This is a genomic window from Puia sp. P3 (assembly GCF_050632245.1).
Taxonomy (GTDB): domain Bacteria; phylum Bacteroidota; class Bacteroidia; order Chitinophagales; family Chitinophagaceae; genus Puia.
Genome location: NZ_CP192583.1, coordinates 7,105,602 through 7,127,867, shown reverse-complemented (window position 1 = coordinate 7,127,867; position 22,266 = coordinate 7,105,602). Strand labels below are relative to the sequence as shown.

The following is a 22,266-nucleotide window of genomic DNA, read 5'->3' as shown; positions in this document are numbered from 1 at the left end:
CGTTTTGAAAAAATGTATGCGGTGAATATATAACCGCGTTAATCATAAAGAAGCTACTAATCAGAGCCTTAACCAAAAGTCCCGGTGTTTCTACATCGGGGCTTTCTTTTACAGAATCTTTTCATGGCGGCGGTACCCGCACCCGCCGCCGCAGCCATTACTGATTACAATTTTTACAAACTCCGCTGACCAGCATCTCGACCTGCTCGGCCACATAACCCCGTGGGAGCATTATCTCCGGTACCGTGACGTGTTCGAGGCAGGTCGTATTGCCGCAGGTATTGCAGATGAAGTGAACGTGGTCATCACGGTGTTGTCCACCGGAACAGTCGTCTTTGCACAACGCATAACGTATTGAATTATCCGCAGTCGGTATACTGTGGATCAGCCCCTTTTCAAGAAATACCTGAAGGGTACGATACACCGTCACGCGGTCGAACTTCTCCCCGGCCCTTTTCTCGATGTCGCTGTGCGAGAGAGCGCCTTCCTGCTGCAGGAAGAGTTCGAGGATCCGCCGGCGCCCACCGGTGATGCTCAGGTGATTTTTTTGAGGAGCTCGTCTATTTTCTTTTCCATCATCATCCTGGGTTATTGTTAAACAGAGAATTCGCAAATCTCGGCGCCGAAGCTTTCTCCTTCAGCAGCGTCGAAATGTCCTTCTCGAGCTCGTCCAGTTCGTCCTTTTTCAGTCCATCATAGATCTTGCGGACCCGTCCGCCTTTGTCGACCAGCGCGATGAACTGTGTGTGAAGGAACTGCTCGTCTATATTCAGCGCATTGTTCTTCGGGTCGTCGAGCAGATAGCCGTTGCGCGCGAGGTGATAGAGGCTATCTTTGCGACCGGTCAGGAACCACCAGCGGCTGGGGTCGGCGCCAAGAGAATCCGAATAGTGTTTCATGCGGGCAACACTGTCCGTTTCGGGATCGACGGTATAGGAAAGGAGTCGGAAGTCGGGCTCCTTGCTATAGTCTTCGGCGAGCTTCCGCATATTCGTGTTCAGCTTGGGACAGATGCCTCTGCAGGTGGTAAAGAAATATTCCGCTACATAGACCTTTCCGTCGAGGTCCTTCTCCGTGATCAGCTTGCCGTCCTGGTTGCTGAAGGCGAAATGGGGTACCTGGCTGATCACGGGCAGCTGGGGTCCTCCGAAGCCCGGTATCATACGCGTCAGGAAAAAGTAAAACCCTGCAAACAGGAGTACGAAGAAGCCGAGGAGGAGCGCTATTTTATTCTTTTTCATGTTCGAATCATTGGGGCCTTGGCGTCCCGCCGTTGGCCGGAAGTCTACAAAGTTAGCACTGTCCGGCGGTGCCGGGGACATAAAAATTTAAACAAATTAATTGCAACATTGTTGTATTTTTGTCGCCCGACACAATTGGTCGGCTGACCTAAAAGGAAGCTATGTTCCGGAAAATCAACTGGGATGCCCTGGGCATCACGACATCGCTGCTCTGCGCCATCCACTTGCGCGCTGCTGCCCTTGCTGGTGGCATCACTCCCGATACTGGGGATCAATATCATCCATAATCAGCTATTTGAGTTTGGGATGATCGGTCTGGCGTTCCTGATCGGCACCTGGGCCCTCTGGCACGGGTTCCGCTATCACCACGGCCGGATCCTCCCCGGCTGCTCTTCGTCGGGGGCATAATCCTACTGATAGCCAAGCAGGTATGGCATTCCTACGAACTGGCCATCCTGCCCTTCGCCGTCGTGTTCATCGTGGCTGCCCATGGGGTCAACCTGCGGTGGACCCGATCCTGCCCGGTCAATCCATCCCGTGTGACGGATCCGGCCGATCCCGGTCTGGAAAGGGAGGCGGCTTAGGCGCGGTTCACGCCTCTATTATCCCTTGTCCAGGGATGGGGAGCCAGAGAAAAATATTTATTTAGTACCTTTGTCCCTCAAATGGTTTCGCTATGATCAAAACAGGCAATCCGGTTATCAGCATCTATACCGAAATGACTCCGAACCCGGAGACGATGAAGTTTGTGGCAAATAAGTTATTGTATCCCGGTAAGATCATTGATTTCCCGGATGTCGAGTCGGCCAAACCATCGCCCCTGGCAATCGAGCTTTTTGGCTTCCCCTTTATAAAAAGCGTTTTTATCGCGAGCAATTTCGTGACGCTGACCAAGACGCCAGACACCGACTGGGACGACGTCATCCCCGCCATCCGCCAGTTCCTCAAGGAATACCTTGAAGAAAGCAAACCCGTCGTGAATGAAGAAGAGGTCGTCAACATCAAGCCCGAGGGCAGCAATGAGATCTCTGCCGACGACGACGACGTGGTCAAGCGTATCAAAGAGCTGCTCGAGAACTACGTGAAGCCCGCCGTCGAGATGGACGGAGGTGCGATATCGTTCAAGAGCTACAACGAAGGCACGGTCAACCTGATGCTCCAGGGCTCCTGCTCCGGCTGCCCTTCTTCCATGATCACGCTGAAGGCCGGTATCGAGAGCATGATGAAACGCATGATCCCCGAGGTAAAAGAAGTAGTGGCCGAAGCTGAGTAATGGATATCCTCCATCAGTTCGTCCAGGATCTGCAGCATACAGGCTGGTGGGAATTTATTGCGGTGATCGCCGGTATTCTGAGCGTCTGGTTCAGCCGTAGCGAGAACATTCTGGTCTACCCTACCGGCCTCGTCAATACGATCATTTATATTTATCTCAGTCTTAAGACCTCCCTGCTGGGCGAGGCCAGCGTCAATTTCTATTATACCGTTCTGAACATTTACGGCTGGGTGATGTGGACCCGGAAGGACCGACAGGACCAGTATGTGCTGCAGGTCACGCGGTCTTCCCGGCGGGAGCTGGCGGGTCAGCTGGCGTTCTTTTCCTGTTTCTATATCCTCGTATTTGCGTCACTGACCTGGCTCAAGCGGGGTTTCGCGCCGCAGGCCATTCCCTGGGCCGACGCCTTTGCCTCGGCAACGGCCTATACCGGCATGTGGCTGATGACAAGGAAGAAAGTGGAAAGCTGGCACTGGTGGATCGCAACTAACTGTGCGTCGATCCCGCTGTATTTTGTCAAGCACTACGTTTTCACCAGCGTATACTATGTCGTTTTGTTGATCATCGCCATATCCGGATTACTGGAATGGGGCAAAAGGGCGGGAGCCGTCGAACATGCCGCAGAGTCTTAAAAAGATCGTCGTCGTAGGACCGGAGTCGACCGGGAAATCGTCCCTCTGCGAGGGACTGGCCGCGCATTTTCAGGCAAGCTGGGTCCCGGAATACGCGAGGGAATACCTGCTGAAGCACGGGATGGGCTACCGCTACGAAGACCTTGTGACGATTGCCCGGGGGCAGCTGGAGCTGGAGGACAGGTTGGTGGCTGCGGCGGAATCACGCGGAGAGTCCATGATCTTTATCGACACGGATCTGTATGTGATGAAGGTCTGGGGCGAATTCGTTTTCGGGCGCTGCGACAGGTGGATCCTGGACCAGATCAACGAGCGTCACTATGACGCCTATCTGCTGCCACGGACGGACCTGCCCTGGACGAAAGACGAACTGAGGGAATACCCGGACCTGCTGTCGAGGGAAAAGCTGTTCCATATCTACCGCGATATACTGATCAATCAGCCGGTGCCGTGGGCCGAGGTCGGGGGAGAGGGCCAGCAGCGGCTGGAGGCCGGGATTGATGCCGTGAACCGACTGGTGAACCACACGTGAAACATTAAACCGGCGGGGGTACCGTGAACCGTTGAACCGGCAGGGTACCGTGAACCACCGACCCGGTGATCCATCATCTACTGCAATAATTTCTGGATATCGGGATCCTCCTGCAAATTTCCCATCTGGGCCTGTATCCACGCGGCGCGGGTCGCCACATGCGGCGAGAGCGGCCTGATCGTAAATACCTTCGGATTCGGCAGACAGGCCGCGATGCGGGCGGCGTCCTGGCGGGTGAGCGTCCTGGCCGGTTTGTTGAAATAAAAATGCGAGGCGGCCTCGATACCATAAATCCCCTTGCCCATCTCGCTAATATTGAGATACATTTCCAAAATTCTTTTCTTGCCCCAGAGCCATTCTGATCATAAACGTAAAGTAGACTTCCAGCCCTTTCCGAAACCAGTCCCTGCCCTGCCAGAGAAAAACGTTTTTTGCCACCTGCTGGCTGATGGTACTTGCGCCATGCAGAGACTTGCTTTTCTGGTTGTGCTTCATCGCCTTTTCAATAGACTTGAAATCGAATCCGTCGTGGTCGGGGAAGAGCTGGTCTTCCGAACAGATGACCGCCAGCCTGGCGTAAGGGGAGATATTCTTCATGCTGACATAGCTGCGGTGGAGGCCTTCGCCCCGGAATACACTGCCCAGCTGCGTAAGTGTGATTGGTGGATCGACCCATTTGAGCAGGAGAAGATAAAATAGCTGGAGGAAGAAGAGGGTGATGACGACGCGTTTGAATATTCTCCAGATGCGGGCTATCAGTCCTGGGTTGTTATTGGCCATCCACTGGTTTTTCGGTTCCAAATATACTCTACCTCTTCCCGATCTGCAAGTATAATAACCGGTATTTCCTCCCCATATCGTAGGATTTCGTTTTCGAGGCCATCAGTATCGCACCGGTGGCGACTAGGGCTCCGCTGACAATAAAAATCTGTCTTCGTATACCAGTCCTTCGCGGCGTCATGACGATAGGCCCCGTTGAATGCGCCGATGGCAAGATAACCGACGCCGACGCCGATAAGTGCCGGCGCCCATCCCCCGCCGGGTTTGTCCCTTTTGACTGCGGCGATCTCTTTATAATCGAATGCCTGTCCGTTGATATAGACCGTGTCCCGGCGGAGATCGTCGATCACACCGGTAAACCACTGGTCATAGATCGTTCTGAAAGTCATGGGATCACCGATCGTATACGAACGGACGTGCATACCTCTCTTCTGTAATACGAGGACGTCGTGCTGCGCGTGGGTTGCTACGGGGATGAGATATAAAACTAATATGATGACAGCGAGGCGCATATACGCATCAAACTTAACGATTCATTTTGCAAGTTACTTGTTAAATCCTCTGCGGGGTCCGTTCTGCTAGTGAACCACCTGCTTGTGGAAAAAGATCAGCGCAACTCCAAAAACGATAAGAATAGTCCCCGAGATCTTGTTGATGACCGACAGGGTGTGGAGGTTGAGCTTGCTGCGGAGCCTCCCGGCCATCATCACCTTGAGAACGTCGGCGGCCATATTGATCAGCAGACAGATGGAGAAGATAACGATCCTTTCCTGCAGCGTATGGTTGGCTGCGAGGAAGGTCGCATTGCCCAGCCAGAACAGGATGACACTCGGATTCAGCGTATTGATGAGAAAGCCGGAAGCGAAGACCTTTGCCATATCCCTTTTGCGAAAACGGGATTCGTTGCCTTCCGGGTCCCGGGCCAGTGATACTTTTTTGAAAAACACGAAATAAAAGCCGAGTGCGATAAGGAAGGCGCTGCCGCAGTAGGCGATGATCGTCGAATGTTCCGTAAGCGCCGAAACAAAGACCGTGAGGGTATTACTGAGGACGACGAGGACTATATCGCTGACCCATACCCCCGCGACAAAACTGAATCCGCCTTTGTGCCCGTTGTTGAGGCTTTGCTTGATAATGGTAAAAATAATCGGCCCAACCGATAGGGCTAGTGCGAATCCCAATGCCAATCCTTTCAATACGGCCTCCATCATAGAATGTCAAGTTTCGGATGTTCTTCTAACTCCGGTCTCAGAGACTACCGGTCTCCAGAAATTTTTGCCAATCCAACAGCATATTACCTTTCAGGACCCTGGGAAACTTATGCTGACCACCGATCTTCCCCTTCAGACGCATAAATTCCATAAACTTCTCCTCCGGCAGAACTTTTACATATACGTCCTTCAGGGCACTGTCCCTTTCGACCGCATAGTCGTCATTCAGCTCTTTCAGCCTCGCGTCGATCTTTTGTCTCAGAACGTCTTCGTCGACCGGATCATTGCAGGCCAACCACCATTGATGTGCAAAAACAAACCATGGGGTACCCCGGCCACGGTGAACTCGGGGATCGACAGGTTCATCTCTTCGGTGGCGAGCTGTACGGCCTTATTCATATTGTCGACACTGAGGTGCTCGCCTACGAGGCTGAGGAAGTGCTTGGTCCGGCCCGTGATGATGATCTCGCAGCGCTCTTTGTCTACGAAGCGGACGGTGTCCCCGATCATATAGCGCCAGGCTCCGGCGCTGGTGCTCAGCAGGAGCGCGTAGTCCTTGCCCTCTTCCACCTCGTGGATCATATAGGCTTCCGGATTTTCGATCAGGTCACCGTCGGAATTGAAGTTCTTGTTGTCGAAGGGAACGAACTCCAGAAAGATATGCTGGTTCGTCACCAGTTTCATGCCCTTCGCATACTGGGCGTCCTGGTAGGCGATAAAGCCTTCCGAGGCCAGATAGGTCTCGATATAGGTGATGGGTTTCCCCAGCAGTTTCTCAAAGCCTTTCCGGTAGGGGTCGAAGGACACCCCGCCGTGTACGAAGAAGCCCAGGTTGGGCCAGATCTCGTGAATATTATTCAGCTTGTAGCGCTCGATTACCTTTTCCATGCACAGCTGGATCCAGCCGGGCACGCCGACCAGGAAGCCGATATCCCACTGGGGGGCGAGCCTGACGACCTCCTCCAGCTTCTTCGTCCAGTCCTTGGTGCGGGCGACCTTTCTGCCGGGCTTGTAAAAGGGCTGGAACCAGAACGGAACCTTGCGGGCGGTAATGCCGCTGAGGTCTCCGGCGTAGTAGCCGGCGCTTTTCTGGAGACTGGTGGTACCGCCGATCATCAGCCAGCCCTTTCCGATACTCTTGACTGGGATGTCCCGGTAAGTGCGGAGGGTCAGCAGCTGTTTGATCATGACGATGCGGTTGCCGCGCAGCAGGTCATTCGTTATGGGCAGGTATTTGCTGCCGGCCTCTGAGGTGCCGGAAGAGAGCGCATAATATTTTATCTTTCCGGGCCAGCACACGTCTGCCTTTCCTTCGAGTGTCTGATTCCACCAGGCCGCGTGGATCTTGTTATAGTCAAAAGTAGGCACGATCTCCTGGAATTTTTTCCGGGATGTTTGCTGAGCAATATCTCGTCGAAGCGGTATTGTTGACCAAATTCTGTGAATCTCGCTTTTTTCAGTAATTTTCGCAATACCTTCAATTGCTGCCGACGAGGTGATTTCTGGGGCAGCCGCAGCGCTCTAGCCAAAGATTTAGGTAATTGAATTTCAATCAACGCCATTGAGTGGTACAGGTCGTTTGTTAGTGCTGCAAACTTACTGTTTTGGATGATATTTTTGTTACATTTATTTATGAAGCTAAAACTGACCCCCTTTACGTCCTATGTTTTGTCGCTTTGACATTCTTCATACACGAAGTACACGACTGGGCTCATACGCTGATAGCGTGGCTTACTACCGGGTGCTGGGGTTCCCGCGGTTTCGATAGCTGGACTTTTTGCGACGCGAATTCGGCGTTCGGCAAGCGGGTGCTGGCGGTCCTGGCCGGTCCCCTGGTCAACTTTATCATAATGTGGGCTGGCTGGCAGCGGATGACTGCCGACGAGGATGATCAGGTCGAACATTCGGTAGGCGTTTCGATGGTTTTTGCCGCGCTGCCCTTCAACAGTCTGCTGGCGGCCCTTCAGGGCGGGGGCGATCCGACGACGGCGCTGCGGTTTCTGTTTCCCCACGGCAACCATCGCTTCCTCAGCCTGGTGGGTCTGGTGATCGTCGCGATGATCTGCATTCCTCCGCTGATAAAGGCTTTTGTGGTCCTGCCCTGGTGGGCGGGAAAGCTGTTCTTCTTCCCCGTTTTTTTGGTCCTGCCCGGTGTACTGGACCAGTGGCTGATCGGGAAGATGCTCAACCGGTGGCTGATTCCCCAGGTACGGGGCAGGCGGCTGCCTATGAATGGGTTATCGGCTGGACGTTTCTTATGATGGTCATCTGGTTACTGACCCGGCGCCGGCTAAGAACACTGATCAGTGATGAAGAGTTGCCGATCTAGGTCTTGCGGTCGCGTCGATCGCCGGCAGCCTGACCTATAGCGGCGCGACCTCTCCCCTCCCCTCCCTGTGAACACTCCCGAGTACCGATCCATTACCCTCTGCATAAAATTTGACCCGAAGGCCGGCCTTCCACGGCTCTGTCTCTTCCAGCGCTTTTATACATTCGGCAAAGGAGAACGTTTGTCCCTCGCAAAGAATGATGTCCTTCGCCTGTCCCGCCGTTTCGACCAGGACCCTGTCCCGTAGGAAGACGGGAGAGCTTTTCAGGAATGCGATCGCAAATGGATCGCCTGCCAGAAAGGTGGGGATCGGCCCCTCCGCCGTGCCCTGTTCGCCCCCGCGTACTCCCCGACCCGCGAGCCCGGCCGCGCTTACTCCCGCCCTCAGCCAGATGGCCAGATCCATTCCCGCATTAAAAACTTTGGACAGCCCGCTTCTGAAATGTTTCCGTCTGAACTGGCTCATCGCCTTGTAAAATAGTTTCACGTACCGGGCGTCTTTCCGGGTACTCTCCCCTTTGAAATGGATGATCGTCGTCGTGGCCAGATAATAGTTGGTATACCCGGCCTTTTCGATCCGGTAGCTGAGGTCGATGTCTTCGGCGTACATGAAGAACAACTCGTCGAAGCCCCCGTCTTTTCCAGAATGTCCCGGGCCACCCAGAAGCAGGCACCGGAGAGTATGGGGGCAGGGTGCGTTGTTCCGGAGGGCAGGTAGCCGAGATAGTAGGTGGAGAAGAGACGGCTTTTCGGGAAGACCGCAGTCAGACCCGAGAGCTTGCAGAACGCCACCCACGCCGAGGGGAAACCGCGAAACGATTCTTTCAGGAACAGCCCGCTGCCGTCGATCATGCGGACCCCGACGGCCCCGATGGGATGTGGACCGCCAGGCCCGGATCGGCGGGATTGCCAGTCCCCTTGACGGCGGATTTGTAGGTCTCCATGGCGGCCGACGCGTAAAACTCCAAAACCTCCTTCACAAAATTTTCCGGGACTATGGTATCCGGGTTGAGGAAGAGGATATATTTCCCCCGGGCCTGCTTCAGGGCCAGGTTGTTGGCCCGGGCGAAGCCGGTATTCTCCGTATTGGCGATAAATTTGACGGAGGGAAAGAGGGGCCGAAGATAGGCAAGGCTGTCGTCTTCGGAGTTATTATCGATTACAATTATCTCTGATTCAACATCTTGTGTTGATTTTTGGACGCTCCGCAAGCAGAGCTCCAGAAAATATTGGACCCGGTAATTGACGATAATGACGGAGAGGATCATGATATTCTGCGAAGTACGCCTTTTTGGGATTGCGGGCAAAATGTGGGACCGGGCGACGGGCGGGGATTTGGAAGATGGGAAAAAATTGATATATTTGCATTTGTCAATCTAATATAATGACACTGACCTTTAAGCAAATCGAGAAGATATCCAAGGCCCTTGGTGACAGCAACCGCCTCAAAATACTACACTATATCTCCGGAAAGGGCGGGTGCGGCGAGTGCAGCGGCCTTCAGGACGTGATCGAACTTGCACAGCCCTCCATCTCCCACCACGTGAAGATCCTGCAGGAAGCCGGTCTTATCGAAGGCGAAAAAGAAGGCCGCAATTTCAGGTATACCCTGAACGGCGCCGTACTGAACAAGTATATCGAGTCCCTGCAGCAGTTGGAGTCGCCCCGCAGCATGGCATCCATAGTACTCAGTTAGGAGGAACCCGGCCGTGGTCATATATTTGTGCCATGTTAAAATCCACACTTATAAGGGCGGCCGAGGCGGGCGCTGCCGTGATGCAACACTATTTTCAGGGTTCATTTACCATCTCCAATAAAGAAGGCATCAATAACCTGGTCACGGAGGCCGACCATGCTTCCGAAAAGGCCATATTCGAAGTCATCAGGCGCGACTACCCCGACCATTTTATCCTGAGCGAAGAGGCCGGCGAGATCGTCACGGACTCGAATTTCAAGTGGATTGTCGACCCTATCGACGGAACGGTAAATTTTGCACATGGTTTGCCTTTATGTTGTGTATCTATCGGGGTTGAACAGGACGGCGAAATGATACTGGGGGCGGTGTACAATCCCTTTATCGGGGAATTCTTCTTCGCCCAGAAAGGCTATGGCTCCACGTTGAATGACAAGAAGATAGCCGTCAGCAACGAGAGCTCGGTCCTGAAGTCCTGCCTGGTGACGGGCTTCCCCTATTCCTATCTGGACCAGCCGAATAGTCCGCTGGACGTCTTTTCGAGGCTGATCCGCAGCGGAGTGCCGGTGCGGCGGCTGGGCTCGGCGGCGATGGACCTCTGCTGGGTGGCCGCGGGTCGGTTTGACGGCTTTTACGAACACAAACTGCAGGCCTGGGATAGCGCGGCCGGGGTCCTGATCGTAGAAGAAGCCGGAGGAAGGGTATCTGATTTTACCGGCGGGCGGTATTCGCCCTATCAGCCGCATATCATCGCGACGAATGGGAAGATCCATGACGAGCTGGTGGCTGTGGTCAACGACAAACACCCGGGACTTTAATATGGGACACCGGACATGGTCCGGAAAAACGAATCGACTATGAGTGAAAACAGGACCGAAATATCGAGCCTTGGGGAGTTCGGGCTGATCGAACACCTGACGGCGAACATCGAGATAAAGAATGCCTCGACCCTCGTGGGCGTAGGAGACGACGCGGCCGTCATCGACCATTTTGGAAAGCAGACCGTTGTTACCACCGACCTGCTGATCGAGGGCGTTCATTTTGATCTCATGTATACCCCCTGCAGCATCTGGGGTACAAATCCGTCGTCGTCAATCTCAGTGACGTATATGCGATGAATGCCACCCCCACCCAGATCACCATGAGCATCGGCATCAGCAACCGGATAAGCCTCGAGGCGCTGGACGAGTTCTATGAGGGCGTCTATGCTGCCTGCGAAGCCTATGGCGTGGACCTGGTCGGCGGGGATACGGCCTCTTCACAAAGGGGTTTGTGATCTCCGTCACGGCGATCGGCGAGGTGACGCCTGATAAATTCGTAAAAAGGAGCACCGCCAGGAAGGGGACCTGCTCTGTTGTTCCGGCGATCTGGGAGCGTCCTATCTGGGGCTTATCCTGCTGGAAAGGGAGAAAAAGATCTTTCTGGAGAACCCCGGCGTCAAGGCAGACCTCGAAGGAGAAAAATATGTCATCGGCAGGCTGCTCAAGCCGGAAGCGCGGAAGGATATCATCGAGTTCTTCCAGAAATCGAATATCCAGCCTACTTCGATGATGGATATCAGCGACGGCCTTAGCTCGGAGATCCTGCATATCTGTCGCCAGAGCGAGCTCGGCTGCGTGCTGTATGAAGACAAGATACCGATCGCGGAAGACACGCGGATGGCCGCTTATAAATTCGAGCTGGACCCGACGGCCTGCGCGCTCAGCGGCGGAGAGGACTACGAACTGCTGTTCACCATTCCGCAGGAGGAATACGACAAGCTGGTCCTCAACGAACAGATCAGCGTCATCGGTTATATGACCGGGCCGGAAGAAGGAAAAAAGATCATTACCAAAGGAGGCAATACGTTCGATATCACGGCGCAGGGATGGAATGCCTTTGCCTCCAAATGAGCCTGCATGAAACTATTCGTACTGTCAATTAGTGTCACACTGTGTCTTTTTCTTACGGCCTGCAGTACCTCCCAAAAGGATTTCAGACCCGACAGGAAGTACGCGCCCGAACAGCTGAAAGAAGACTACCGCGTATTCCGCGGCGTGCTGGAGGCCTGGCATCCCAGTCTTTACTGGTATACCCCCGCGACAGCATGAACTACTATTTCGACAGGGGTTATGCCGAGATCACCGATAGTATGACCGAACCGCAGTTCAGGACCGTCCTCAGTTACGTCATCGCCCAGGTAGACTGCGGGCATACCTCCATCCGCTATTCGAAAGCATACAGCCGCTATCTCGACACCGCTAAGCTGAGGCAGTTTCCCCTCATCCTGAAGTTCTGGCCCGATACGATGGTAGTGGCGGCAAACCTCAACCGCCGGGATTCGGTACTGAGAAGGGGAACACCGATCGCAAGCATCAACGGCTGGTCGCCGCGACAGCTGACGGATACGCTTTTCCCCTATATCGTCACCGACGGCTACAACCTCACGGGAAAATATCAGTATCTCAGCACGGGGCTTCATTTCAGCTCGTGGTACAAAGAATTGCTCGGCTATACGGATACGTTCGAGATCGGCTATCTCGATACGGCCGGGAAGTTGCGTCAGACGCGGATCCCGATCTACGACCCCCGGGGCGATACGGTCAGACGAAGCCTGGGGCGTTCGCTACAGCCGGGAACCGCACAGCGTGGACCCGGGCCCGCCCAGAAGATGCGCCCGCCGGGACGCCGCGCCCGCAAAAGGCGCGAACTGCTGTTCACCCGCAATCTTCAGGTAGACAGCGCGAGCCATACGGCCTTCCTGACACTGAATACCTTCGAGCACGGATACCACCTGCGTAGCTTCTTCCGGCACTCCTTCGAAGTCCTGGCCGACCAGCACGTGAACAATCTGGTCGTCGACGTCCGGTCGAACGGCGGCGGAGACGCCTCTCTTTCCACTGTGCTTACGCGTTATCTGATCGACAAGAAGTTCAAGCTCGCGGACTCGCTATACGCCATCCGGCGGCATAGCCGGTACGACCGCTATATCAACAATGGCTTTCTATACAGTTTCCTGACCTTTATCGCCAGCAGCAGGAGGTCCGACGGCAAGTACCATTTCGGCTATTTCGAGCGGCACTATTATCGTCCTTACAAAACGGATCATTTCGACGGCCAGGTCTATATCCTTACAGGCGGGAATTCCTTTTCGGCCACCTGTCTGTTTGCCGGGGCGCTGAAAGGACAGTCCAACGTGACGCTAGTCGGCGAAGAGACCGGGGGTGCGTACTATGGTAACACGGCCTGGATGATCCCGGACGTGACGCTTCCGGAAACCAGGATCCGCTTCAGGCTCCCCCGATTCAGGCTGGTAGTGGACAGACAGCGCGAAAAGAACGGGCTGGGCATACAGCCTGACGTGCCGGCGCTGCCGTCGGCAGAGGCCATCGGCAAAGGTCTCGATTTTAAAACGGCCCGGGCAAAAGAGCTGATCCGTACCCGGGCCGCCGCACCCGTCAATTGATAAGAAAACTTCTTACTCCCGGGTTCCCGTTGATCTCATACTGAAGGAAGTATACTCCCGCGGGTAGTCCGGAGAACTCATATTTCGGCCGGCTCGTCAGGTCGGCCCTCAGTACAGCCCCAACAGAATTGACGACGCGGACGCTGGAAGGCAGCGCTCCGTCGAACCAGACGGTAACCGTCCGGCTGACCGCAACCAGCCGCATCTGCCCGTCGGACCCGCGCTGAAGTCTGACGATATTCGAATAGTCTTTGTGTCCCGAAGTCCTGCTGATTACGAGCCGGTACAACAACGCACCCGAGGGAGGATTGGCATCCGTGAACGCATACTGCTGCATGCCGTCGCCGTCCTTTCCCGCGACAACGCCTACGCCGGTCCAACTGCTTCCGTCCGTGCTTCTTTCAACGGTATAGTCCGCCGATTCGGCCGTCTGGTCGATGGTCCAGTAGAGCCCGGCGTTGCTGCCCTCCCATGCGCCGGTGAAAGAGATCAGCGATAGTGCCAGTACGGTGCCCTGGTGGGAGGCCGTTGCAGCTATGAAATTTCGTGCGCTGGCGGTCTGCTGGACATAGTGCAGCGTCGTGTTTACCGTGCTCGACGGGGAGGCCAGCCAGAAATTACCAATGGACGAGTCCGTGTACTGCAGCGCCGATTCCGGATTTCCGTTGAGCTCCGAGGTCTGATAGTACAGCTGAATGGTGCCCGTAAAATTGATCTGGCTGGTCAGATTGTATACCCTGTTGATACCGGGTGCCGGGACCACATTGACTGCGGTAGGCGTTACCGTTAGCGTATTGGACGAGAGCGTGAAATTGGACGAGGGGGTGAGCACCAGGCTGTCCGCGCCGAGGATGGTGCCCGCCTTTATGAACAGCGTCGAACTGCTGCCCGCCGAAAGGATCGTCTGCTGCGATCGTCCTGTCAGGGAGACCAGCGTACCCGCTACGACGCTGAAGAAAAATATGATTGGTTTCATTATTTCAGTTTTGCGAAACGAATAGATTATTTGGCGTCTTCCAGGTGGGCCAGCTGCTCTTTCAGGAGGTCCAGCTGGCGCTGCTGTTGTTTTAGCGTTTTGATCAGCACCGGGATCAGCTCGGAATAGTTCATGCCGAGATGGCCCCTGCTTTCATCGCCGGAGACGACCTCCGGCACGAGGGTCCGCACTTTCTGCGCGATCAGGCCGATCTTGGCTGCGCCGCCAGGTTTGTCCTTCCAGTTGTACTGCACCGGATGCATCGCCGACAGCTGATGCCAACCATAGTCCAGCGGACGTATATTCGTCTTGAGCCTCGCGTCCGAAGTTTGTATCGACCCGTTGGCGGCGTAGACGGCGCTCCAGCGGCTGGTGCTTTTTCCCATGGTATAGCTGTTGTCCAGCGTGGGAGCGAGAACGCCCCCGACGTTGAGTTTGTCGGCGGGGGAACTGGTGCCGACCCCGACTCCGGTGGGGGTGATCCTGAAAGCCTCATTGGTGGTGGCGAAACCGCCGTTGAAGAAGATGAGGTTCTGCCCGGATACACCGTTGCCGATGACGAAGTCGTTGCCGGTACTATAGAGATATGCGGTGTTGACGCCGCCGACTATCGGCTGGGAACCATTGATAAAAAGTCCGGAATTGATGCCCATGTCGATATAGTCAGCGGTCTCGCTGCCATTCGGGGCGGTCGCTACCACGTCTGAGCTGGCGCTAAACGTATTGGACTGGTTCTGGATATTCAGCTGGAGATAGTTGTCGATGGTGCCCTTGCCGCTGATCACGTTGTAGGACGAGGTGCCGCCGGCGTTGACCAGCAGCTGTTCGGGATTGCTGGAATTAAACGCCGTAGCGCCTATGCCGACGTTGCCAAGCTCATTTACACGCATCTGCTCGGTGTTCGAAGTATAGAAGCGCAGGTCCGACAGATTGGTGGTTCCGTTGCCCTGGTAGTAGGCGTCGAAGCCCGAGCCGTCGTTGCGCGTCAGCTTGTCCGTTGTACACGGGGGCGACCCTGAACTGACCGATTATATCGCCCTGCGCCAGGTTGGCCGGCGCCGCGACCGTACCCCGTGCCTTTCTGAGATAGAGTCCCGCGGTGGTCGTGCTGGAATAGTCGGTGAAGATATAGTCGTCGCCCGACTCGCTGTTCTGCGAGACAAAATGCAGTCTGCCGTCGGGAGCGTTGGTGCCCACTCCAAGAAGACCTGCTGCTGAAAGCCGCATCGACTCGGTATTGTTGTTGAGAAAGGCGAAGTCATAATTGCTGATAGTGCCGATGGACTTTATCGTCTTGATGGTATTTCCGCCTTCTTCCCATGACCCGCCGGCGGTGGTGGATTTGGGTACCGGAATATCTGCCGCCATCACCGACCAGTTGGATCCGTCGCTGGTGATCTTCACCAGCTCGTAGGGTTCGTCGAGCAGATAGCTGGCGCCCCCCTCGATGGTCTGTGACCCGGCGGGGTCGATGGTCAGGGCCGGCGTGGGCAGCGTCGTGCTCGCATTTTTTATCCAGTACATCCTTCCCGTACAGGCCGAGGCGTCCGGCAGCAGGAGCGTAGCCGCGGAAGTTCCAGTGAAGATCAGGGTCTGGTCGTTGAAGGCCGCCGTAGCGGAACCGGTTATCGTGCGGATGGTCGCAGAGGACGATCCCCGCACGTCCAGCCACGACGTCGGACTAGTCGTGCCGATGCCTGCCTGGCCAAAAACAAACGCGCCGGGCAGAAGCAGGAGTATAGCTGATAGTAGTTGTTTCATGGCGATTATTTTGACCGTTTCAGGTGATTGATCTGGTGTTGGATGTCGCGGATCTCGTGCTGTTGTTCCTTGATGGCGTTGATCAGCACCGGAACCAGCTCGGCGTAGTTCATGCCCAGATTTTCCTTTGTCTCGTCCCCGACGACGACCTCCGGTACGACCTTGCGGACGTCCTGAGCGATAAGGCCGATCTTCTCAGCGCCGGTCGGCTGGTCGATCCAGTTATAACGCACCGGCTGCAGGAGCATGACCTCTTTGAGCCCGTAGTGAAGGGGCCGGATATTGGTTTTGAGACGCGCGTCTGAGGTCTGTATCGTTCCGTTCGCCGAGTAGACGGCGCTCCATCTTGCCGTGCTCTTACCGAGGGTATAGGTATTATCGGCGGAAGGAGCTACGACACCCGCGACGGAAAGCTTGTCGGCGGGGCTGGTAGTGCCGATGCCCACGTTACCCGCCGAGGTGATCCTCATCTTCTCGTCCGCGGTGGCAAAACTATTGGTGAAGAAGATGAGGCTTCTTCCGGAAGAGCCGTTGCCGATGACGAAGTCTTTGCCTGTACTATACAGATAGGCGTTGTTGGCGCCGCCCGTGATGGGCTGCGACGCATTGGAATAGATACCGGAGTTGATGCCCATGTCGATATAGTTGGTAGTTTCATTGCCGTTCGCGGCCGTGGCCACGACGTCCGAGCTGGCGTTGGCGGTATTGGACTGGTTCTGGATATTCAGCTGCAGGTAGTTATCGATAGTGCCTTTTCCGCTGATCACGTTATAGGAGCTGGTCGATCCCGCCTGCACCAGCAGCTTCTCCGGATTGCTGGCGTCGAAAGTAGTCGTTCCGATCCCGACATTGCCATTCTCGCTGATCTGTATCTGTTGTGTTCCGCTCGTAAAGAACCCCATGTCTGTGAGGTTGTTGGTCCCCGACCCCTTGTAGTTGCACTCGACCGATGATCCGGGAGTATATCCGAGCGATCCGTTGTAGCGGGGTACAAAACGCAGCCAGCCCATCTGGTCACCGCTGACGAGGTTGGCGGGGGATGCGACCGTTCCTCTCGACTTGGTCATAAATATTCCCTGAGAGACACCAGCGCCATAGTCGTCGAAAATATAGTCGTCGCCGAACTCGGAGTTCTGTGAGACGGCGTGGATCCTGCCGGACGGAGACGTGGTACCCAGGCCGAGGAATCCGCCGGTCGTAAGGCGCATGTTCTCGGTATTATTGGTGATGAAGGGGAGGTCGAAATTGCTGATCGTGCCGATGGCTTTGGCGGAAGGGACGCGGTTGCCGCCTTCATTCCACGCGCCGCCGGTGGTCCCGGTCTTGGCGGTGGCAACGTCCTGGTTCAATACATACCAGTTGGCGCCGTTGCTGACGACGCGGATGATCTCGTTCGTTTCGTCCAGGATCCACGAGGTGTTGCCGTCGATGGTCTGTGAAGAAGTCGTTGCAACGGTGAGGACCGGAGCGGGGGAGGTCGCGCTGGCGTTCTTTATCCAGTATTGACGTCCGGAGCAGGTAGTGGCGTCCGGAAGGGTCAGCGTAGTCGCAGATGTACCGGTAAAGGCCAGGGTATTATCTGAAGACGCGGCAGATGTAGCGCCGGTGAACGACCGGTAGGCCGTTGACATCGATCCGCGAACGTCCAGTGTCGAATTGGGAGAGGCTGTGCCGATCCCGACCTGGGCGAAGAGGGGAATAGAGAACGAGCAGGCGATTGAAAAAATTAGACTTTTTTTCATTTTGTGTTTGTTTGGGGTAAGATGATGTGATGTGTGGAAATACGCTGTTACTCCGGTTGGTCGGGGGCTAGCGATGGGAATATTTAAGGGAGGAAATGAGAAGGAAAAATTGGAAGATCAATATACCGATTTTTAGTAGGCGCGGGTTTTAACATGCTGCAGGTGGTTTTAATTTTAAGTAGATAATAGGTGTGTTTTATAAGTGGAAACCATTAAAAACAGGTGCGGGTCCGCAGGGTCGCGGAGAGCCAGGCAGGGGGATGTCCCGGCATCGGATACCCCCGCGGTTCACGAGACCTTGCGGTTGCCGTTGACGACGGAGCTCCATTTCTCCAGCTGGTTCAGCAGATCGTTGAGGTCGATCGGTTTGCTGATATAGTCGTCCATTCCGGCCTGCAGACAGCTGTCGCGGTCCCCCTGCATGGCGTTGGCGGTCATGGCGATGATAATAGGCTGTACTTCAAGGCAAAGCCGGATCATCCGGGTCGCCTCGAGGCCGTCCATTTCCGGCATCTGTACGTCCATGAATACCACGTCATAGCGCTGGTTGCTGACTTCTTCCAGCACTTCTTTACCGTTGGCCGTCATGGTCGGCGCGTATCCAAGTCTGGTGAGCATTTTCATGACTATTTTCTGGTTCATGGGGTTGTCTTCCGCGACCAGGATCCGCAGGGGGCAGCGGCCGGCGAAGTCGGCATTGAGCTTTTCAGCGGGGGCGGCGGTATTGTTGTTGCCGCCGGGGGTATCGCCGGAATCTGCCGAGAAAAAGAGGTGGACCAGCTGATCTCTCAGCAGGTGTTGCTTTACCGGCTTGTTCAGCTGGGCGGTGACGCCAGCCGCATCTTTCCCGACAGCTCCAGGCCGGGTCATCAGGATCACCGGCGTATGGGGACTCTGTTCCCGTATGGAACCCGTCAGCTGGCTGCTATTTGGCAGGCCCGCATCGGCGATGATCAGGTCGAAGCCGCCTTCGGCCGAGAGTTCTTTCAGGGCCTGTTTTCCGGAGCCGGCAATTACCGGTATAGCTTTCCATTGCTGCAGCTGACCTGACAGGAGGGAAAGGGCGAGCTTGTTGTCGTCTATTAGAAGTATCTTTTTTCCCTGAAGCGCCGCCATGCCGGGGTGGAGGGAATTTCTCAGTGGTTTGCGGCCGAGGCTCACCTGTACACAGAAGGTAAAGGTGCATCCTTTTCCGGGCTCGCTCTGGACCTCGATCCATCCATCCATCATCTCCACGAGTCTGCGGCAAATGACGAGGCCCAGGCCCGAGGGTTCGTCCGCGTCCGCAGCGGTCGCGTTCGCGGCATCCAGTGAACCGGACAGTCCTTCGAATATCCTTCCAATCTTCTCCGCAGGTATCCCGACACCCGTATCGCGGACTTCGAAGCCGAGCTCCAGCCTGTTGTTTTCTTTTTTGAGCAGCCTGACACCCACAAATATTTCGCCGTGGCTGGTGGCCCTTACGGCGTTTTCGAGCAGATTGATCAGTATCTGGCGAAGACGGCCCGCGTCGCCGGACAGCTGCGCGGGAATTTCGCCGTCGATATGATAAAGGAGTTCGGGACCGGTCGTTCCGATGGTAGCGCCGAACATATCCAGCACTTCCTCGATACAGCTTCTCAGGTCAAAGTCTTCGTTCATCAGCGGGGTTTTGTCTTCTCCGGCCTTGGAGATATTTAACATGTCGTCTACAAGAATATGATTGACCACGGCGATCGAGCTCGGTGGCTGCAGTGCTGGATGCCGCTGATGTATTCGCGTTGCTGCGCATCCAGCGGGGTCTCTGATAACAGGGTGGCCATGCCCACCACGCCGTTCATCGGCGTTCGGATCTCGTGGCTCATCGCGGCCATCACTCTTTTCTTTACGGCGGTGGCCTGCTCGGCGGCCTTGCTCAGCCGCTGTTCTTTCCGGATGCTGGAGTCCAGTTGGTCGTAGAGGGACTCTACTTGCTGCTCAAGCGCGGACGCCCTCATGCTCACGGTCAGCAGCCGGCTGGCATAGATGCGGTAGAGCAGAAAGAGCATGCACCCCAGAATCCCGGCCAACAGCCACACGGTGGATCGGGTCAGCAGGACAACGGCGATTACGCCCGCGATATAGAATATGATATACAACCTTTTCATGGTGTGGTGGTAGGTTTTGCGTGATTGATCGGTTTTCCGTATACCCACTCCCGGCTGACCCCCAATACCCAGTAGCGCTGTGCTCCCTGAGGACTGAAGACATACACCGGGATTTGCCAGGCTCCCGCCGAGAAAGTCAGCTGCAGCCCTGGGTCAAGGCTGCTGTGGTTTTTGCAAAATCCCGTCTGCTGAAGTACTGCCCCTGCATACAAATGATCCGTCAGGTGGTAGCCGAGCTCTGTCCAGCCAAAGAAAAAGCTCTCGTCGCTGTTTCGGGCCGATGCTGTGTATTGCAGCGTCGAGCTGAGGCTGACACGTTGTATTTCCAGCGTTGCATTGGCCCCTGGGGAGACTCCGCGGAATTTTCCGGCAACGACGCCGACCATTGGCGTGACAGACCAGGTCAGGTCTTTTTCATGGGAGAAGCTGTGTCCGGCATAAAGCGAAAGGGTCTGGCCGCTTTCATAGTTATAGCGGGCTTCGCCGTACCAGTTGCTGCCGCTCCGAAAATACACTCTGGGCACCAGCGCGGAATTTGCGCTGCAGCCCGTATAATAATATCCTTCGAACCCGGTGCGGGTCTGTCCCTGTATCGTATTTACAACCAATAGCGCTATCATAAGTATGCTATTCCTCATGTTTTATCAGGATCACTTCGGCGTTGGCCAGTCTGTCTTCTATGGATATTTCTTTCAGATAAGGGTTCCACGAAAAGATAAGTCTGTCTATAGGATGCCAGAGGATCACCCAGCTGAATACGTCCAGACCGTTGATGATGCTCGATGACAGCTGGTGGACCGCTTTCTCCAATATACTCGTCAGTCCCTGACAGAGCATGAGAACGCCAAGGCTCATGAACAGCAGGAAATAGGTGCGGCGTTTGAACTTCTCGAACTCCGCCTGCTTCAGCAGCCTCCTTTCCGAAAAATGTCCTTTGATGGCATAGATCAGGGGATCGATATACTCCTTATCCTGGTCGTTCCTGTAGCAGATCTTATAGGAAAGGACGGAATATCTTTTTACCGCCTGGATGGACGTCATAATATATTGTTCGAAAGCGTGGCTCAGCTTGCCGTTTGTAGATAGGAGCCGGGTCATGACCATTGAAATAACTATTCAGCGTCTGCTGATCAACAGATAAATAAATAGTGATTCTGGAGGAGATCGACTTGCTCATAACTTGCTCATAAACTGTGGACAGATATCTTTTATTCAGTTGAATCGCGGCTTTATTCGCCGAATAGGCAAAAGCGAAGACTGCGCTAGTAGGTTCTATTTATTTTATATATATGTGCGGTGATCTCCAGATACAGTATTCGTTTTCTTCCGTTGATTGCAGCATGGAAAATCAAATCAGCGCTTCCGAGCAACGGATCAGATGGATGATGAAGCACGCTCCCGTGTGTCTCATCGAGATTAGTGACGACGGGCGGATCCTTGAATTGAATGTAGCGGCGCAGGCGACACTCCACCCGCCATGGCGGCGAACGGGCTGGACGAGGACAATCTGTTTCCCCTGCTTGGACTTGTTGCGCCTGACGTTCTGAAGAAGACAAAGGCGTTTGGTAATAATGTCGGCGTGATCGTATTGAATGAAGTGATCGGCTTTTCTCAGAAACAGTTCACCATCACTATAAGCAAACTTCCTGACAATACGATGGTCGTTTCGATCGACGACATATCGGAGAAGCATCAGGCGATGCTGGAGAAGTCTGTCATGCAGGGAAGATTCGAGATCGCATCCGACGTGCTGCACGATATCGGCAACGCCATCGTGGGCATCGGATCGAACCTGACCAGAATGCGCCGTTCCCTGGACCAGCACAGCAGCGACAACCTGTCCAAACTGGCGGCCTTTTTCTCCGTTCAGCAGGCGCACATTGCGGGCGCGCTGGGAGACGTTAAAGCAGCCGCCGTGGTCAATATGCTCAACAGCATGGTGGAAACGCAGAAGGGACAGCGCGACGATATCCTTCAGTCGATAGCCGAGCAGACCAATATCATCTCCCATGTGCAGGAGATCCTGCATATCCAGCGCCAGTATGTCAACGGGCAGGCTACGCTGGACCGGAGAAATATCAACCTGCGCGGTATTATCGAGGACTGTCTCTCCATGCAGCACGCTTCGATGGAGAAGCGGGGCATCTCGGTGACAAAAGAAGTTCCCGAGCAGGTGCCGCCCATTGTCGGTGACCGCACAAGGCTGATGCAGGTCATCCTCAATATTCTGAAGAACAGCATGGAGGCCATCGATATGACCGGCGCCGAGAAAGATATCTCTGTCCGGCTGATGGTTGCCGATGGCCTGCTGACGCTGCAGATAAAGGACAGTGGCTGCGGTTTTGACGAGGCAACGGGTCAACGGCTTTTCGACCGGGGGTTTACGACAAAGTCTTCCGGTACAGGGCTGGGGCTGCACAACTGCCGGTCGATCGTCGAAAGTCACGCCGGGGACATATCGATCTCCAGCGAGGGCAGGGGCAGAGGCTCACTGACCACCATTACGTTCAAACATTGATAAAATA

31 protein-coding genes are annotated in these 22,266 nt (G+C 55.0%); 13 read left to right on the top strand and 18 right to left on the bottom strand.

From position 1 onward, the window contains the following. Window positions 1-157: 157 nt before the first annotated feature. Both ACQ86N_RS45100 and ACQ86N_RS45095 read right to left on the bottom strand, forming a co-directional pair. Window positions 158-613, bottom strand: coding sequence for a Fur family transcriptional regulator (locus ACQ86N_RS45100; RefSeq protein WP_431212773.1), 456 nt, complete (start codon window positions 611-613; stop codon window positions 158-160). Then, the gene (locus ACQ86N_RS45095) at window positions 579-1,241 is read right to left on the bottom strand and encodes an SCO family protein (protein WP_431212772.1); all 663 of its coding nucleotides are present in this window, start codon (window positions 1,239-1,241) and stop codon (window positions 579-581) included. Before ACQ86N_RS45095 ends, ACQ86N_RS45100 begins: the two co-directional genes overlap by 35 nt. Window positions 1,242-1,424: 183 nt before the next feature. On the opposite strand from ACQ86N_RS45095, the gene ACQ86N_RS45090 reads away from it, so the two are divergent. The 4 genes from ACQ86N_RS45090 (at window position 1,425) to ACQ86N_RS45075 (ending at window position 3,678) form a co-directional block, all read left to right on the top strand. Then, the gene (locus ACQ86N_RS45090) at window positions 1,425-1,649 is read left to right on the top strand and encodes a MerC domain-containing protein (RefSeq protein ID WP_431212771.1); all 225 of its coding nucleotides are present in this window, start codon (window positions 1,425-1,427) and stop codon (window positions 1,647-1,649) included. A gap of 268 nt (window positions 1,650-1,917) precedes the next feature. Continuing rightward, window positions 1,918-2,514, top strand: a complete 597-nt coding sequence (locus tag ACQ86N_RS45085) for a NifU family protein (protein ID WP_431212770.1) — start codon at window positions 1,918-1,920, stop codon at window positions 2,512-2,514. After that, entirely contained in the window at window positions 2,514-3,146 is a 633-nt protein-coding gene (pnuC, locus tag ACQ86N_RS45080) for a nicotinamide riboside transporter PnuC (protein WP_431212769.1), read from the top strand. The genes ACQ86N_RS45085 and pnuC overlap by 1 nt, the downstream gene beginning before the upstream one ends. Continuing rightward, window positions 3,130-3,678, top strand: coding sequence for an AAA family ATPase (locus tag ACQ86N_RS45075; RefSeq protein WP_431212768.1), 549 nt, complete (start codon window positions 3,130-3,132; stop codon window positions 3,676-3,678). Before pnuC ends, ACQ86N_RS45075 begins: the two co-directional genes overlap by 17 nt. Window positions 3,679-3,755: 77 nt before the next feature. On the opposite strand, the gene ACQ86N_RS45070 is transcribed toward ACQ86N_RS45075, so the two are convergent. The 6 genes from ACQ86N_RS45070 to ACQ86N_RS45045 form a co-directional block, all read right to left on the bottom strand. Further along, the gene (locus tag ACQ86N_RS45070) at window positions 3,756-4,004 is read right to left on the bottom strand and encodes a transglycosylase domain-containing protein (protein WP_431212767.1); all 249 of its coding nucleotides are present in this window, start codon (window positions 4,002-4,004) and stop codon (window positions 3,756-3,758) included. Continuing rightward, window positions 3,988-4,458, bottom strand: coding sequence for a transglycosylase domain-containing protein (locus ACQ86N_RS45065; RefSeq protein ID WP_431212766.1), 471 nt, complete (start codon window positions 4,456-4,458; stop codon window positions 3,988-3,990). The genes ACQ86N_RS45070 and ACQ86N_RS45065 overlap by 17 nt, the downstream gene beginning before the upstream one ends. After that, window positions 4,434-4,970 (bottom strand): hypothetical protein, encoded by a 537-nt coding sequence (locus ACQ86N_RS45060; protein ID WP_431212765.1) that lies wholly within the window; start codon window positions 4,968-4,970, stop codon window positions 4,434-4,436. The genes ACQ86N_RS45065 and ACQ86N_RS45060 overlap by 25 nt, the downstream gene beginning before the upstream one ends. A gap of 66 nt (window positions 4,971-5,036) precedes the next feature. Continuing rightward, the gene (locus tag ACQ86N_RS45055) at window positions 5,037-5,669 is read right to left on the bottom strand and encodes a LysE family translocator (RefSeq protein WP_431212764.1); all 633 of its coding nucleotides are present in this window, start codon (window positions 5,667-5,669) and stop codon (window positions 5,037-5,039) included. 37 nt (window positions 5,670-5,706) lie between these two features. Then, the gene (locus tag ACQ86N_RS45050; RefSeq protein ID WP_431212763.1) at window positions 5,707-5,964 is read right to left on the bottom strand and encodes a hypothetical protein; all 258 of its coding nucleotides are present in this window, start codon (window positions 5,962-5,964) and stop codon (window positions 5,707-5,709) included. Then, the gene (locus ACQ86N_RS45045) at window positions 5,928-7,037 is read right to left on the bottom strand and encodes a GH3 family domain-containing protein (RefSeq protein ID WP_431212762.1); all 1,110 of its coding nucleotides are present in this window, start codon (window positions 7,035-7,037) and stop codon (window positions 5,928-5,930) included. Before ACQ86N_RS45045 ends, ACQ86N_RS45050 begins: the two co-directional genes overlap by 37 nt. A gap of 308 nt (window positions 7,038-7,345) precedes the next feature. On the opposite strand from ACQ86N_RS45045, the gene ACQ86N_RS45040 reads away from it, so the two are divergent. Beyond that, complete coding sequence (locus ACQ86N_RS45040; protein ID WP_431212761.1) at window positions 7,346-7,930, top strand: hypothetical protein; 585 nt, start codon at window positions 7,346-7,348, stop codon at window positions 7,928-7,930. Between the two features lie 102 nt (window positions 7,931-8,032). Here the strand turns inward: ACQ86N_RS45040 and ACQ86N_RS45035 are convergent, their stop codons facing one another. Both ACQ86N_RS45035 and ACQ86N_RS45030 read right to left on the bottom strand, forming a co-directional pair. Continuing rightward, window positions 8,033-8,608, bottom strand: a complete 576-nt coding sequence (locus tag ACQ86N_RS45035) for a glycosyltransferase family 2 protein (RefSeq protein ID WP_431212760.1) — start codon at window positions 8,606-8,608, stop codon at window positions 8,033-8,035. Window positions 8,609-8,846: 238 nt separating this feature from the next. After that, window positions 8,847-9,266 (bottom strand): glycosyltransferase, encoded by a 420-nt coding sequence (locus ACQ86N_RS45030; protein WP_431212759.1) that lies wholly within the window; start codon window positions 9,264-9,266, stop codon window positions 8,847-8,849. Between the two features lie 116 nt (window positions 9,267-9,382). Between ACQ86N_RS45030 and ACQ86N_RS45025 the strand changes: the two genes are divergently transcribed. Genes ACQ86N_RS45025 through ACQ86N_RS44995 form a run of 7 tightly spaced genes read left to right on the top strand, consistent with a single transcriptional unit; the run spans window position 9,383 to window position 13,136 of the window. Then, window positions 9,383-9,694, top strand: a complete 312-nt coding sequence (locus ACQ86N_RS45025; RefSeq protein ID WP_431212758.1) for an ArsR/SmtB family transcription factor — start codon at window positions 9,383-9,385, stop codon at window positions 9,692-9,694. Window positions 9,695-9,726: 32 nt separating this feature from the next. After that, a complete protein-coding gene (locus tag ACQ86N_RS45020) occupies window positions 9,727-10,509 on the top strand; it encodes an inositol monophosphatase family protein (protein WP_431212757.1) in 783 nt (260 codons plus the stop codon). Window positions 10,510-10,548: 39 nt separating this feature from the next. Then, window positions 10,549-10,809 carry a hypothetical protein gene (locus ACQ86N_RS45015; protein ID WP_431212756.1) on the top strand — a complete coding sequence of 87 codons (261 nt, stop codon included), beginning with the start codon at window positions 10,549-10,551 and terminating at the stop codon, window positions 10,807-10,809. Continuing rightward, complete coding sequence (locus ACQ86N_RS45010) at window positions 10,806-10,967, top strand: AIR synthase related protein (protein ID WP_431212755.1); 162 nt, start codon at window positions 10,806-10,808, stop codon at window positions 10,965-10,967. The genes ACQ86N_RS45015 and ACQ86N_RS45010 overlap by 4 nt, the downstream gene beginning before the upstream one ends. A 37-nt stretch (window positions 10,968-11,004) precedes the next feature. After that, on the top strand, window positions 11,005-11,583 hold the full coding sequence (locus ACQ86N_RS45005; protein WP_431217856.1) for a thiamine-phosphate kinase: 579 nt from the start codon (window positions 11,005-11,007) through the stop codon (window positions 11,581-11,583). Between the two features lie 6 nt (window positions 11,584-11,589). Then, the gene (locus ACQ86N_RS45000) at window positions 11,590-11,781 is read left to right on the top strand and encodes a hypothetical protein (RefSeq protein WP_431212754.1); all 192 of its coding nucleotides are present in this window, start codon (window positions 11,590-11,592) and stop codon (window positions 11,779-11,781) included. Beyond that, on the top strand, window positions 11,778-13,136 hold the full coding sequence (locus tag ACQ86N_RS44995) for a S41 family peptidase (RefSeq protein ID WP_431212753.1): 1,359 nt from the start codon (window positions 11,778-11,780) through the stop codon (window positions 13,134-13,136). Before ACQ86N_RS45000 ends, ACQ86N_RS44995 begins: the two co-directional genes overlap by 4 nt. Here ACQ86N_RS44995 and ACQ86N_RS44990 read toward each other — a convergent pair. From ACQ86N_RS44990 to ACQ86N_RS44955, 8 genes are all read right to left on the bottom strand, one after another. After that, complete coding sequence (locus tag ACQ86N_RS44990) at window positions 13,129-14,112, bottom strand: hypothetical protein (RefSeq protein WP_431212752.1); 984 nt, start codon at window positions 14,110-14,112, stop codon at window positions 13,129-13,131. The two genes, ACQ86N_RS44995 and ACQ86N_RS44990, sit on opposite strands and share 8 nt — an antisense overlap. A 26-nt stretch (window positions 14,113-14,138) precedes the next feature. Beyond that, entirely contained in the window at window positions 14,139-15,002 is an 864-nt protein-coding gene (locus tag ACQ86N_RS44985) for a tail fiber domain-containing protein (RefSeq protein ID WP_431212751.1), read from the bottom strand. Next, complete coding sequence (locus ACQ86N_RS44980) at window positions 14,989-15,873, bottom strand: hypothetical protein (RefSeq protein WP_431212750.1); 885 nt, start codon at window positions 15,871-15,873, stop codon at window positions 14,989-14,991. The genes ACQ86N_RS44985 and ACQ86N_RS44980 overlap by 14 nt, the downstream gene beginning before the upstream one ends. Window positions 15,874-15,878: 5 nt before the next feature. Further along, window positions 15,879-17,615, bottom strand: coding sequence for a tail fiber domain-containing protein (locus ACQ86N_RS44975; RefSeq protein ID WP_431212749.1), 1,737 nt, complete (start codon window positions 17,613-17,615; stop codon window positions 15,879-15,881). Between the two features lie 288 nt (window positions 17,616-17,903). Then, window positions 17,904-19,298, bottom strand: coding sequence for a response regulator (locus ACQ86N_RS44970; RefSeq protein ID WP_431212748.1), 1,395 nt, complete (start codon window positions 19,296-19,298; stop codon window positions 17,904-17,906). A 5-nt stretch (window positions 19,299-19,303) separates the two neighbouring features. Further along, the gene (locus ACQ86N_RS44965) at window positions 19,304-19,741 is read right to left on the bottom strand and encodes a histidine kinase dimerization/phospho-acceptor domain-containing protein (protein ID WP_431212747.1); all 438 of its coding nucleotides are present in this window, start codon (window positions 19,739-19,741) and stop codon (window positions 19,304-19,306) included. Next, entirely contained in the window at window positions 19,738-20,361 is a 624-nt protein-coding gene (locus ACQ86N_RS44960) for a hypothetical protein (protein WP_431212746.1), read from the bottom strand. Before ACQ86N_RS44960 ends, ACQ86N_RS44965 begins: the two co-directional genes overlap by 4 nt. 7 nt (window positions 20,362-20,368) lie before the next feature. Next, complete coding sequence (locus ACQ86N_RS44955) at window positions 20,369-20,839, bottom strand: hypothetical protein (protein WP_431212745.1); 471 nt, start codon at window positions 20,837-20,839, stop codon at window positions 20,369-20,371. Between the two features lie 379 nt (window positions 20,840-21,218). Here ACQ86N_RS44955 and ACQ86N_RS44950 point away from each other — a divergent pair, with 379 nt between their 5' ends. Further along, entirely contained in the window at window positions 21,219-22,259 is a 1,041-nt protein-coding gene (locus ACQ86N_RS44950) for a sensor histidine kinase (RefSeq protein WP_431212744.1), read from the top strand. Window positions 22,260-22,266: the final 7 nt, after the last annotated feature.